This is a genomic window from Microbulbifer discodermiae, from assembly GCF_040742695.1.
Classification (GTDB): domain Bacteria; phylum Pseudomonadota; class Gammaproteobacteria; order Pseudomonadales; family Cellvibrionaceae; genus Microbulbifer.
The window spans coordinates 66,091-78,379 of the sequence record NZ_JBFLAB010000002.1; the positions used below are offsets into that span (position 1 = coordinate 66,091).

The window sequence follows — 12,289 nt, forward strand, 5'->3', positions numbered from 1 at the left end:
GACCGCCCTACTGATCCACCTTGAGTACCGCCAGAAATGCCTCCTGCGGCACTTCGACCCGACCCAACTGTTTCATGCGGCGCTTGCCCTCTTTCTGTTTCTCCAGCAGCTTCTTTTTCCGCGTCACATCACCGCCGTAACACTTGGCGGTAACATTCTTGCGCAGTGCCTTCACTGTGGTGCGCGCTACCACCTGGCCCCCTATAGCCGCCTGTATGGCTACGTCGAACATTTGCCGCGGGATCAATTCTTTCATCTTCTCCGCCATAGCGCGGCCCTTGTGGTGGGCATTGTCGCGGTGCACGATCAACGCCAGCGCATCCACCCGGTCGCCGTTGATAAGGATATCGAGGCGAACCAGCTTTGCCGCGTCGAAGCGCACAAATCCGTAATCCAGCGATGCAAAGCCCCGGCTCACGGACTTGAGGCGGTCGAAAAAGTCCATCACCACTTCGCTCATGGGCAGCTCGTAGCGCAGGGACACCTGGTTGCCCAGGTACTGCATATCCCTCTGCACCCCCCTTTTTTCCACACACAGGGTAATCACGTTACCCAGGTACTCCTGCGGCACCAGAATATTGACCTCGGCGATGGGCTCGCGCATTTCGGCGATGGAGCCGAGGTCCGGCAACCGCGAGGGGTTGTCCACGGTGACCACACTACCATCGTTCAGCGCCACTTCGTAGACCACAGTGGGCGCCGTGGTAATCAGATCCAGGTCGTACTCGCGCTCCAATCGCTCCTGAATGATTTCCATATGCAGCATGCCGAGAAAGCCACAGCGGAAACCGAAACCGAGCGCATCGGAGGTCTCGGGCTCATAGAACAGGGAGGCATCATTCAGGGACAGCTTCTCCAGCGCATCGCGAAACGCCTCATAGTCGTCGGAGCTGACCGGAAACAGGCCTGCGTACACCTGTGGCTTGACCCGCTGGAAACCCGGCAGCATGTCCACCTCTTGCGCACCCTTGGCATGGGTCAGCGTATCCCCCACCGGTGCGCCGTGGATATCCTTGATACCCGCCACCACAAAGCCCACTTCACCAGCGCGCAATACACCGGTTTCATTGCGCTTGGGGGTAAAGGTGCCGACACTGTCCACCACATGGGCACGGCCAATGGACTTGGTCACTATCTTGTCTTTTACCTTGAGGGTGCCCTGCACCACGCGTACCAGAGAGACCACCCCCAGATAGCTGTCGAACCAGGAATCGATAATCAGTGCCTGCAGCGGCGCATCCACATCGCCCTGGGGTGGCGGCACCCGGCGCACCAGATCCTCCAGGACATCTTCGACAGCGAGTCCGGACTTGGCGCTGCAACGTGTCGCTTCAGTGGCATCTATGCCGATAATGTCCTCGATCTCCTCCGCCACCTTGTCCGGATCCGCCTGGGGCAGATCCATCTTGTTGAGTACCGGAATCACCTCCAAGCCCTGCTCGATGGCGGTGTAGCAGTTGGCCACCGACTGGGCTTCCACCCCCTGGGCCGCATCCACCACCAGCAGGGCGCCCTCACAGGCGGCGAGGGAACGGGATACCTCGTAGGAGAAATCCACGTGGCCCGGGGTATCGATGAAGTTCAACTGGTAGGTCTCACCGTCTCGGGCCGTATAATCCAGGGTCACGCTCTGGGCCTTGATGGTGATACCGCGCTCCCGCTCTAGGTCCATACTATCGAGCACCTGCTCGGCCATTTCGCGATCACTGAGGCCGCCACACACCTGGATAAAGCGGTCGGCCAGGGTCGATTTGCCGTGATCGATATGGGCAATGATGGAAAAGTTGCGGATATGGGACAGATCTGTTGCCACTGGGGAATAGAAACCCTTGCAAAATCAAAATGTTAACCAGGCCCGGGGCCTGCGGCGAGGCGCAAGTCTAGCAGAAGGCGGCGGCTGCTGGGCAGTACCGAGCTGATAAAACGACAGCGGCGGCCGGTTTTCACCGGCCGCCGCCAGGGCTAATGTCCGGGGCCGATTTCTCAGCCGTCTATCTGGATAGTGCGGAAAGTGGGCTGTCCACCGCGGAAGAAGCGGATCGGCAGCAACTCTCCCTGGGGCAGGTCCTTGGAAATCTTGACGTAGTCTTTCAGGTTGCGCACTTCGTCAAACCCCAGCTGCGCCACTATATCGCCACTCCGCAGGCCAGCCTTGGCACCGGGTTTACCCGGCACCACCTGCCGAACCACAACGCCACCATCCACGTTCCAGCGCTGTTTCAGGGTATCGGGGATATCCTCCACCACCAGACCCAGGCGCCCTCCCTCCGCACTGGCGGGGCCTACGGAAGTTTGCAGGGCATCGTTCGCTTCAGTGTCCAGGGTACCGACAACCACACTGACATTCTTCGACTCACCCTTGCGCATCAGCTGCACTGTGACTTCACTACCGGGCCTGGTCCGTCCCACCACATGGGGCAGGTCGCCGGACTCCGAGATTTTTTCACCGTCGAAGCGCAGAATAATGTCACCGGCCATGATTCCGGCCTGGGCCGCGGGCGCACCGGACTCCACCTGGGCCACCAGGGCGCCACTGGGTGTGCCCAGGCCCATAGCCTCCGCCATCTTGCGGTCCACATTCTGGATGCCGACACCGAGCCAGCCGCGGTCCACGCGCCCCTTTTCCTTCAACTGCGCCACCACGTCCCGGGCGAGGTCCGAGGGGATGGCGAACGACAAGCCGATAGAGCCGCCGCTGCGGGTGTATATCTGCGAGTTGATACCCACCACCTCACCATCCAGGTTGAACAGTGGGCCACCGGAGTTGCCCGGATTAATTGCCACGTCAGTCTGGATGAAAGGCACATAGTTCTCGCGGCTTTCGTTGGGAATACTGCGGCCCTTGGCACTGATGATCCCGGCGCTGGCGGAATAGTCGAGACCGAACGGCGAACCGATGGCGACCACCCATTCGCCCACTTCCAGATTGTCCGACTCACCCCATTCCACTGCCGGCAGGTCGTCGGCCTCTATTTTCAACAGGGCCAGGTCTGATGCCACATCCGTGCCTATGACCGTGGCGTCGTATTCACGCCGGTCCGTCAGGGTCACCACCACCTTGTCAGCGCCGTCCACCACATGGTTGTTGGTCACTACATAGCCGTCGTCCGAAATGATGAAGCCCGAGCCCATGGTGGCGGTGGGGCGCGGCTGGCCGCGGCGCGGATCCAGCAACTGGCGGAAAATATCCGGGATGTCCCCGCGGAACTGCGGCGGTTCGTTACCGCGGACCCTGCGACTGGTCTCCATAGTGTTGATCTTCACCACTGCGGGAGAATTTTCCTTGATGAGGTCGGTCAGTTCCGGCAGCCCCCTGGCGAAGGCGGATGTCGAAATCAAGAGACACAGGATCACAAGACACTGCACACTGCGCTTTACCATCGATTTGTTACCTTTGGTTATTCCTTCTAGTATCCTATAGGACAATCAACTTGGCAGTCACCCTCGGCCGCCCTTCGCCCATATTGGGGGCTTAGCCGCCGGCGACCATGGGTTTCCGGTAACGATTAGTGGCGTTTTGGCCGCAAAAGTTCGCCCCCATAGTGTAAATCAGTGTTAAGTCCAGCTTGAGCCAACATGGGAAAGGGTTCTCAATCGAGTCAACTATGACCAGGCCTCGCCCCCGCTCCGAACGGGGCCGCTTCTGCCATCCGCGCCGTCAGTACGGACACTCCGAACTGGGCGCTCCTTTACTGTATTTTCCGGCCCAGAACCTGGACGACAGTCGCGCTCAGCCGAGCATCGTCATGGCCGGCACCCACGGCGATGAGACGGCCTCCGTAGTGGCACTGTCATGCGCCCTGCGCAGCCTGCCTGCGGACCAGCTGCGCCACCATGTAATCCTTGCCGTAAACCCCGACGGCTGCCAGCTGGGTTTGCGGGCCAATGCCCGCGGGGTCGACCTCAACCGCAACTTCGCAACCGCCAACTGGACTCCTGACGGCAGTGTCTATCGCTGGTCCAGTACTGCGCAAGAACGCGATGTGAAGCTGGCCACCGGCGCCTGTGGCGGCTCGGAAGCGGAAACCGCAGCCCTGTGCCAACTGATCGAACAGCTCGCCCCTCCCTGGGTGGTATCCATCCACGAGCCACTGGCCTGTATCGAGGACGCCGGCAACTCTCCACTAGGGCAGTGGCTGGCGGGTGGCATGGAACTGCCACTGGTGGCAGGGCTGGACTACGAAACGCCCGGCTCCTTCGGCAGCTGGTGCGCCGAACGGGCACTGCCCTGTATCACCGTTGAGCTGCCGCCGATTTCCGCTGACGCCGCCTGCGAGCAATATCTGCAGACACTGCTGGGTCTACTGACCTGGAGCGGCTGATTTCAGGCCCAGTAAACCATACCCGCACCGTATCTCACCGGCGGATCCACATCCCGGGCGAGCCAGGAAGGCCCATCCAGGTCCAGCAGCGGTACCCGCTCTCCCAGCGGCCAGACAGCGCGAATTGCCCGGGATGTGCACAACATGCAACCCAGCATCAACGCAAAGCCTTCGGCCCGGGCGGCCTCGGCCAGTGCCAGAGCCTCGGTGATACCGCCGCTCTTATCCAGTTTGATGTTGAGCATTTCGTAGCGCCCCCGCAAGCGCGGCAGGTCGTCCCGGGAATGGCAGCTCTCATCGGCACAAATCGGCAGCGGATGAGCAAAAGAAGACAGGTGGGCGTCATCGCCGGCGGGCAGCGGTTGCTCCAGCATCGCGACTTCCAATTCCGCCAATTGGTGACAGCGGGCTTCCAGATTTGCAACCGGCCAGGATTCATTGGCATCGATCACCAGCCGGGTGTCCGGCACCGCATCGCGCACTGCCCGCACCCGCTCAATCACCTGCTGGTCGTCGAGTTTGAGTTTCAGTGTGGCCGCCCCCCCGCATACGGCCACCTGCGCCGCTGATGCCATGGCCTGCGGGGTATCGATGACCAGGGTCTGCACTGTGGGCAACTTTTCCACCCCGGGAAGGGACTTCCCTGCCTTTCGCGCCTGCCAATCCGCCAGTGCACAGTCCAGCGCGTTGCGCGCCGCCCCGGCTGGCAGGCGCGACTGCAATTGCCGCTGGCTGAGCCCGCAACCAATATCCGTCAGCACCGGCGTCAGCTGCTGAATGACCGACTCCACCGACTCCCCGTAGCGGGCGTAGGGTGTGCATTCCCCAACCCCGGTAACCCCGCCCCCCTGCACTTCGACCACCACCACCTGCACCTCTGTACGGGCGCCGCGGGAAATGACAAATGCCGTTCGCAACGGCCAGCTCTCCCTATAGCAGTGGGCACGCATGGAGAATCTCCTGTAGTCGCTGGAAAATCAGGCGGGAGGGGCACAATGACACTCGGGAACCCGATAGATGGTCACTCACCAGCCGGATCTTTACCTTTGAAATCCAGTGTAATTACACGATATGGCTTGGCGGCAAACTCCTGCGTCGACCTGTCCGTGTCCTGTCAGCGAGTTAATACCAGTTTAGCGGGGGGACTTCAGTCCGGCTGGTGGGATTCGATACGCAGCAACAGTGGTGTGTAGGAGGGATTGGTTCGATTGCGGCGACTGTGCCAGTGCACCAGTGCGGCGCCCAAAACCAGCCCGCCAGCCGCCCCTATAATGGCGCCCCTCTCGCCGGCCAGCGCCTCGCCCACCAGTGCCGCCAGCATCAGGCAAGCCAGGGGTAACAGATAGACCAGCATGGCGGCGGCAGTCAGCGTATGCTCGGGGATACCGATCACTGCCTTGTCATTGAGGGAAAGGTCCCTGGGATTCCAGCTGTTCAGATCGACCCGGATCCGCGACTTCCCCGCCAGATAGTCACTCAACAAACCGGTGCCGCAGCCGGATCTGGCCACACAGCCGTGGCAACCCTGCTGCCCCGTGGCCTCCACCCAGATGGCATCGGCCTCGATCGCAACTACACGACCCTGCTGTTCCACCATCACGGTCACCTCAGGGCTGGGTGCCTACGGCCCGTGCCACCAGTTGCGCGGTGGCGCCGGGGATCTCCCCCACCACTGTGACCGTATAATTGACACCATCCACTTCCATTTGGTCCATATAGGCAACCGTGGCACCGCGGATAGCGCGGCCTTTGAAGTTCAGTTCTGGCCCGAGACGCTGCACAAAGACCGTAAAAACACTGAGCCCGTCGCTGAACGCCAGCATGTCACCATCGGCCAGTGTGCGCACCGCCACCAGCTTGTAGCCATCCGGCAGCCAGCGCACCTGCCAGCGACTCTGCGCGGACTCACAGCCACCACTCTGGTCAATCTGACGTGCCCCGGGCGACTGCGGCTTGAGATCTGTATCATCTATAGGGCCCAGATCCAGTTGTACAAACTGGTAGCGCTCCAGAATTTTGCCATCCGCGCCAAACAGGATCGACTTCAGCGGCAATCCCGTTTCCCGGTCCAGATTCACCAGCATACCCAGGCGGTGATGGTCCCGCGGGCGGGCCTCGATCACCACTGTGTCCCGATCCGCGACCCGCTCTTCGCCGCGCAGCAAAAAATGATAGGCATTCTGTGCACCGTCGCGAGCGGCGCTGCCCCACAGCGACACCCGTGCCAGTGGACCCATTCTATCGCCGCAGTTCCCAGGGTGGCCCCGGCTGATCAGCTCGCGCGGCTGGCCGCTCAGGTAGCGCACCCGCTCCACCTGCTCCCCGGCGCGCACGGCGTGGACCACCTGCAAGGTTTCCAGTGTGCCCATGTGCTCGAAAGTCACCAGGCCGCGATAGTCCAGCCCGTCCACTGCCGCAGAGAGCTTGTCGAGCCAGTAATCAATCCGCTCCGAGGCTTGCGAATCCCCATCCGAACCGCCGGTGCCGGGTTGCTCTAATCCGTCTGCCGGCTGTTGCAAACCTAGGTCTGCCAGGGCCGAACCGATCGCTGGTCCGCTCGCGCCCACAGGGGAAGCCATGAACAACAAAGCCAACAGCAGGCTGTTGGCTTGTGGATTGAAGCGGGAAAAGGCTGTGCGCAAGACTAATTTCCACCCTGTTCGGCAAAAGTGGCCCGCACAAAGGGTACCATGCCCTGATTACCCAACTCTGCAGCCTGCTCCGAATGCTCAACCATAACCCGGTTGAGGTGTCGCATCAGCTCCGGGGTGGTAAGCTGCTGGACAAACGCCTGGCCGGGACCGTCCCCCTGGCGCTCAGGAACCAGTCGCGGCATGGCCGTACTCACTGCGCGGGCAGTGGGCGCCGGCACATAGAAACCACTGGGCTGCTGGACCGACTGCACCGGCGGCTGAACCGGCCGCTCCGCAGTCGCCACCAGTTCCGCACTGCCGGGAGATTCGGGCAGCTGCTGCACACCCAAAATGGCCGCGAAGGCGACAGTCGCAGCCACCGCACCCCGGGTCAGCATACGGCGGGTGCGCCGGTAACCGGTATCCCCGACGGCAATACCATCGCTCGCCGCCTGCGCGGAAAGCGGCAATTCCCGCTCCAGTGCCATGGAAACACCGGCGGCGAGACCCGGATTCACTTTGGCGATCCGTTCGCGACGCATTACGCTGGCCGCCAACTGGTAACGCGACCAGCGCTCACCTATCTCTGCGGAGGTGGCGCTCGCCTTCAGCAGACGTTGTAATTCCAGCTCACTGGCCTCACCGTCCACCAGTGCGGACAGCGATTCGTTAAGCCGATTCTGATGATCCCCGTTAGTCATACGGGTATACCCTCTCTGTGCGGTTGAATGCCCGGCCGTTACCCCTACCGGCGTTTGAATTTTTCTATGCTGACCGGTGAATGCCCCGGTCATGCTCTGAGACCCTCAATGCGGCGAATCGTTTCCCTGCTGCGGCAAATAATTCGTACAATTTTCCGCCAGTCTGCCCGGGGCCAGTGGCGCCTCCATCAACCTCGGTCGCCGACTATTTCAGGCTCTCCAGCCATTACCGCCTGAACTGCCCGGTCGATCGCCTCCCGGGCGCGAAAAATGCGCGATCGCACAGTGCCAACCGGGCAGCTCATGACCTCGGCGATCTCCTCGTAACTGAGCCCCTCCATCTCCCGCAAAGTCACCGCGGAGCGCAAATCCTCCGGCAGCGCGCGAATAGCTGCGTGCACCGCTGTTTCCAACTGGTCGCGGAACAGCTGATTTTCCGGTGTGTCATTGTCCCGCAGGAGATCCGCACCGGAATAGTACTCAGCGTCCTCGAGATCCACATCGGAAGATGGTGGACGCCTGCCGCGGGCCACCAGGTGATTCTTGGCGGTATTGATCGCAATGCGATACATCCAGGTGTAAAAGGCGCTTTCACCGCGAAAATTTGCCAGCGCCCGGTAGGCCTTGATAAATGCCTCCTGGGTGACGTCCTGGACTTCGCTGTGGTCCTTGATAAAGCGGCTCACCACCGCCAGGATCTTGTGTTGGTACTTCAATACCAATAGGTCAAAGGCGCGCTTATCCCCTTTTTGTACCCGCTCCACCAGCTGGCTGTCACTCGGTGACGCCTGATGCGCTGTCATCCCCTACTCCCGTAAACCACTGCCCCACGCCCGCAGCCTTCTCCCAGGCCGCCGCGCGAAGCTTTCGTTATGTGGTGGTGAGGACACTCGAGAGACGACATAAGTTCCGGACCAAATCGACGAATGAACGGTAGGCGCTATACTACGCGACCCCTCAACACATTGAAAATTATGACTACTCAGGCGAATTACGACATCCTGGTAATCGGCAGCGGCGCGGCCGGCCTGACTCTGGCCCTGCACCTGGCCTCCCGCTTTCGCGTCGCCCTGCTGTCCAAACAGCGGCTGCGGGACGGCTCAACCTGGTTCGCCCAGGGCGGTATAGCGGCGGTGCTGGACAACGCCGATTCTATTGAATCACATATAGCCGACACCTTAGATGCAGGTGCCGGTCTCTGCCACCCGGATGCAGTGCGGCAGACAGTCGAAAATAGCGCCGCTACCATCCAGTGGCTGATCGAGCAGGGGGTGGACTTCGATCGCGAAGACAGTGGTTACCACCTAACCAAGGAGGGCGGACACAGCCACCGCCGCATAGTGCACAGCGCCGACGCCACCGGCCGTGCCGTACACAGCTCCCTGCTGGAGAGGGTGCGCGAGGCGGAAAATATCCACTGTTTCGAGCACCATATCGCCCTCGACCTGGTGCGCCAACCCGACCCCTCCAGAGGTCGCTTCCGCTGTGCCGGCGTCTATGTACTCGACCGGCACTCCGAACAGGTAGAGCTGTTCCAGGGCCGGGCCGTTGTGCTGGCCACCGGCGGCGCCAGCAAGGCCTACCTGTACACCAGCAATCCGGATGGCGCCAGTGGCGACGGCATCGCCATGGCCTGGCGCGCCGGCTGCCGGGTGGCGAATATGGAATTCAACCAGTTTCACCCCACCTGCCTGTACCACCCGGAGGCCAAGGCGCTGCTGGTAACCGAGGCGCTGCGGGGCGAGGGCGCCCGGCTGAAGCTGCCGGATGGCAGCCGCTTTATGCACCGCTTCGACGATCGCGGTGAGCTGGCGCCGCGCGACATAGTTGCACGCGCCATCGACCATGAGATGAAACGCCTCGGCGCTGACTGCCTGTATCTGGATATCTCTCACCAGGACGCGGACTTTGTCCGCAACCGTTTCCCCACCGTGTACAACAACTGCCGCCAGTACGGAATCGACATCACCAGTGAACCTATCCCGGTGGTACCCGCAGCCCACTACACCTGTGGCGGCGTTGTGGTCGACCGGCATGGCCGCACCGATCTGGATCAGCTGTATGCGGTGGGGGAAACCACCTTCACGGGGCTGCACGGAGCAAACCGGCTGGCCAGCAATTCACTGCTGGAATGCCTGGTCTATGCGCGCGCCGCCGCCATGGATATAGAGGCCACCCTGGATGGAGTAGCCCCGCCGCGCACCGCCCCCGCCTGGGATGCCTCCCGGGTCACCGACTCCGATGAGGATGTTGTCATCTCACACAACTGGGACGAATTGCGGCGGTTTATGTGGGATTACGTCGGCATAGTCCGCACCCGCAAGCGCCTGCTGCGGGCGGAGCACCGGGTGAGGATGTTACAGGGGGAAATTCGCGAGTTTTACGCCAATTACAAAATCACCAGCGACTTGATCGAACTGCGCAACCTGGCACTGGTTTCGGAGCTGATCATCCGCTCCGCCCTGGAGCGGCGCGAGAGCCGTGGACTGCACTACTCGCTGGACTACCCGGAGCTGCGGGAACTGGCGATGGACACAGTACTGGTACCGGAAAATTTCGCCAATCAACGCCAGTTTGTCTAGCAGGCTGTTGAAATTCAAAGAATTTTGACGCCTGCTACCGGAATATGGATGTTCCGGCAAAATCGGCGACGCCTAAGTCGTTGATTTTGGGAGAAAAGTGAAAATCACATTTTTCACTTTTCGTGTTTTGAAACAGGCAGGACGCCTTTTTCAACAACCTGCCAAGGTCTGTTCCGATCAGCGGGAGTATCGCAATGCCATCTGCAGACGTCGCCAGTGATCGCGACCGAGGCTGTCCCGTGCAAAGACCAGCCGCAGGCGCCGGCCTTTGGTGTCGCGACTGTTGATCACTATCAGCCAGGACCAGAGCACCAATTCGCCCTCAAAGGCAAACTCGCGCTCCCCGGCCGTTTCCGTGCGCCAAAACCAGCGCCGCTCCCGGGTCGACAAAACTCCGCAGCCAGCTCTGATCCGCCTCCACTCCACCCAGCAAATGGCAATCACCAGTGCGGACGCCAACAGGCTGACCGGCCACCAGAGCTGGCTCAGCCAGACCAGTGCCAGGGACTGGAGCCCAATTCCCAACAGGATCGCGGCCAGGAGGCGCGACGGTACCACAGGGCATTGCAGCCGGGCGCTGCGCTCAAAATTTGCCGCGCTAAAATTATTCCTGCAGGCCGGTATTGTCACGGATGATCTGCACTATGCGCAGCAATTCCGGGTCGTCCGGGTCGTTGCGATTCAGCAGCCAGGCAAACAGGTCCTGGTCTTCGCTATCCAGCAATTGGATATAGCGCTGCCTGTCCCCCTCCGGCAGGGTGTCGTAAACCTGCTCCAGAAACGGCAGCAGCACCAGATCCAGCTCCAGCATTCCCCGGCGACTGGCCCAAAAAAGGCGGTTGCGATCCACACTTCAATCCAACAGCGGTGAGTTTCGCGCAGTATACCGTAAACCGTGGCCGGAACCGCCGGCATATCCCCTCCTCAACCACTGTCCACGGGTTGAAAAAACATTGCGCCACCCTAAGGTAGTGCCGGTGGGCAAATTCAAACACGGGCGGCGATTATGGAGTTACAGCAGTGGCGGGATTTTCTAAGCGGGAGGGGCGCCACCTGGGACCGGGACCAGGCCCACTTCGCAGACACAGGTGGGGAGCTGCAGCTGATTGACCTGAGCCCCATGGGTGCGGTATCGATCACCGGGGCGGACAGCCAGAAGTTCCTTCAGGGGCAGCTCACCTGCGACCTGGTCAACCTGCCCGACCGCCACACGAGCCTCGGCGCCCACTGCAATCCCAAAGGCCGGGTGATCAGTGCCTTCTTCGCCCTAAAAGTTGCCAGAGACGATTTTGTACTCTGTATGCCACGGGATCTGGCAGCGGTGGCGACAGCGGCGCTGGCCAGGTACTCGGTCTTCTTCAAGGCGGACCTGTGTGATATCAGCGCTGACCACCAGTGGCTGGGCCTGCAGGGTGCGGAAGCGGTCCGGCATGCGGCTGAGCTACTGGGCCTGGAAGGCCTCGACAGCGGCACAGTAGTGCCCTTTGAGATCGACAGCAGCCGTGCACTGGCGTTTGCGGTATCCCCTCAGCAGGTTGCGATCCTGGTACCGCGGGCGCAAGCGGAGGAACTCTGGCAGCGGCTGGAGAGTCGCGCACAAGCTGCCAGCTACGGCAACTGGCTGGGTCAACAGATCGCCGCCGGCATACCGCAACTGCATGCAGACACCAGCGAGGCGTTTATTCCACAGATGTTGAACCTGCATGTCTTGGATGGCGTAAGTTTCAAAAAGGGCTGCTATACGGGTCAGGAGGTGGTGGCCCGGCTGCAATACCGGGGCGCCACCAAACGTCGCATGTTTCGCGCCCGTTGCGAACCCGGCCCTTTGCCGACTCCGGGTACGGACATCCGCATCGGCGAGCACAGGCCCGCAGGTGAAGTACTGACCGCCGCGCCCGTTGCGGGCGGCATTGAACTGCTGGCGGTACTCAACAATGCCCTGGTGGCGGTGGAAGATCCCCTCTGTCTCGGCGATGGCCGCGCCCTGGAACTGCTGGATCTGCCCTATGATGCGGACGCCGATCCATTAGCAGAACCCTGACGTGCACAAC

12 protein-coding genes are annotated in these 12,289 nt (G+C 61.3%); 3 read left to right on the forward strand and 9 right to left on the reverse strand.

The window, feature by feature from the left end:
* Nucleotides 1-7 precede the first annotated feature (7 nt).
* Nucleotides 8-1,813: a translation elongation factor 4 gene (lepA, locus tag AB1S50_RS00965; RefSeq protein WP_367148491.1), complete on the reverse strand. Its 1,806-nt coding sequence runs from the start codon at nt 1,811-1,813 to the stop codon at nt 8-10.
* 170 nt (nt 1,814-1,983) lie between these two features.
* On the reverse strand, nt 1,984-3,381 hold the full coding sequence (locus tag AB1S50_RS00970; RefSeq protein ID WP_367148492.1) for a Do family serine endopeptidase: 1,398 nt from the start codon (nt 3,379-3,381) through the stop codon (nt 1,984-1,986).
* Between the two features lie 224 nt (nt 3,382-3,605).
* Between AB1S50_RS00970 and mpaA the strand changes: the two genes are divergently transcribed.
* Nucleotides 3,606-4,322, forward strand: a complete 717-nt coding sequence (mpaA, locus tag AB1S50_RS00975; RefSeq protein WP_367148493.1) for a murein tripeptide amidase MpaA — start codon at nt 3,606-3,608, stop codon at nt 4,320-4,322.
* A gap of 2 nt (nt 4,323-4,324) precedes the next feature.
* Here the strand turns inward: mpaA and ycjG are convergent, their stop codons facing one another.
* The 5 genes from ycjG to rpoE all read right to left on the reverse strand — a co-directional run bounded on the left by ycjG (nt 4,325) and on the right by rpoE (nt 8,459).
* A complete protein-coding gene (ycjG, locus tag AB1S50_RS00980) occupies nt 4,325-5,272 on the reverse strand; it encodes an L-Ala-D/L-Glu epimerase (protein WP_367148494.1) in 948 nt (315 codons plus the stop codon).
* Nucleotides 5,273-5,469: 197 nt separating this feature from the next.
* Complete coding sequence (locus tag AB1S50_RS00985) at nt 5,470-5,919, reverse strand: SoxR reducing system RseC family protein (protein WP_367148495.1); 450 nt, start codon at nt 5,917-5,919, stop codon at nt 5,470-5,472.
* A gap of 10 nt (nt 5,920-5,929) precedes the next feature.
* Nucleotides 5,930-6,964, reverse strand: a complete 1,035-nt coding sequence (locus tag AB1S50_RS00990; protein ID WP_367148496.1) for a MucB/RseB C-terminal domain-containing protein — start codon at nt 6,962-6,964, stop codon at nt 5,930-5,932.
* A 2-nt stretch (nt 6,965-6,966) separates the two neighbouring features.
* On the reverse strand, nt 6,967-7,656 hold the full coding sequence (locus AB1S50_RS00995; RefSeq protein WP_367148497.1) for a sigma-E factor negative regulatory protein: 690 nt from the start codon (nt 7,654-7,656) through the stop codon (nt 6,967-6,969).
* Nucleotides 7,657-7,844: 188 nt separating this feature from the next.
* On the reverse strand, nt 7,845-8,459 hold the full coding sequence (gene rpoE / locus AB1S50_RS01000; protein WP_367148498.1) for an RNA polymerase sigma factor RpoE: 615 nt from the start codon (nt 8,457-8,459) through the stop codon (nt 7,845-7,847).
* Between the two features lie 171 nt (nt 8,460-8,630).
* Between rpoE and nadB the strand changes: the two genes are divergently transcribed.
* Nucleotides 8,631-10,238, forward strand: coding sequence for an L-aspartate oxidase (gene nadB / locus AB1S50_RS01005; protein ID WP_367148499.1), 1,608 nt, complete (start codon nt 8,631-8,633; stop codon nt 10,236-10,238).
* A 177-nt stretch (nt 10,239-10,415) separates the two neighbouring features.
* Here nadB and AB1S50_RS01010 read toward each other — a convergent pair whose 3' ends face one another.
* A complete protein-coding gene (locus AB1S50_RS01010) occupies nt 10,416-10,868 on the reverse strand; it encodes a protein YgfX (protein ID WP_367148500.1) in 453 nt (150 codons plus the stop codon).
* Nucleotides 10,843-11,088 (reverse strand): FAD assembly factor SdhE, encoded by a 246-nt coding sequence (locus AB1S50_RS01015; protein WP_367148501.1) that lies wholly within the window; start codon nt 11,086-11,088, stop codon nt 10,843-10,845. The genes AB1S50_RS01010 and AB1S50_RS01015 overlap by 26 nt, the downstream gene beginning before the upstream one ends.
* 156 nt (nt 11,089-11,244) lie before the next feature.
* On the opposite strand from AB1S50_RS01015, the gene ygfZ reads away from it, so the two are divergent.
* Complete coding sequence (gene ygfZ, locus AB1S50_RS01020; RefSeq protein WP_367148502.1) at nt 11,245-12,279, forward strand: CAF17-like 4Fe-4S cluster assembly/insertion protein YgfZ; 1,035 nt, start codon at nt 11,245-11,247, stop codon at nt 12,277-12,279.
* The last annotated feature ends 10 nt before the right edge of the window (nt 12,280-12,289 follow it).

Excerpts from the sequence above, each read along its gene's own strand:
- AB1S50_RS00995 (WP_367148497.1), bottom strand. The coding sequence starts at position 7,656 with ATGACTAACGGGGATCATCAGAATCGGCTTAACGAATCGCTGTCCGCA.
- AB1S50_RS00970 (WP_367148492.1), bottom strand. The coding sequence starts at position 3,381 with ATGGTAAAGCGCAGTGTGCAGTGTCTTGTGATCCTGTGTCTCTTGATT.
- AB1S50_RS00985 (WP_367148495.1), bottom strand. The coding sequence starts at position 5,919 with ATGGTGGAACAGCAGGGTCGTGTAGTTGCGATCGAGGCCGATGCCATC.
- rpoE (WP_367148498.1), bottom strand. The coding sequence starts at position 8,459 with ATGACAGCGCATCAGGCGTCACCGAGTGACAGCCAGCTGGTGGAGCGG.
- nadB (WP_367148499.1), top strand. The coding sequence starts at position 8,631 with ATGACTACTCAGGCGAATTACGACATCCTGGTAATCGGCAGCGGCGCG.
- ycjG (WP_367148494.1), bottom strand. The coding sequence starts at position 5,272 with ATGCGTGCCCACTGCTATAGGGAGAGCTGGCCGTTGCGAACGGCATTT.
- mpaA (WP_367148493.1), top strand. The coding sequence starts at position 3,606 with ATGACCAGGCCTCGCCCCCGCTCCGAACGGGGCCGCTTCTGCCATCCG.
- ygfZ (WP_367148502.1), top strand. The coding sequence starts at position 11,245 with ATGGAGTTACAGCAGTGGCGGGATTTTCTAAGCGGGAGGGGCGCCACC.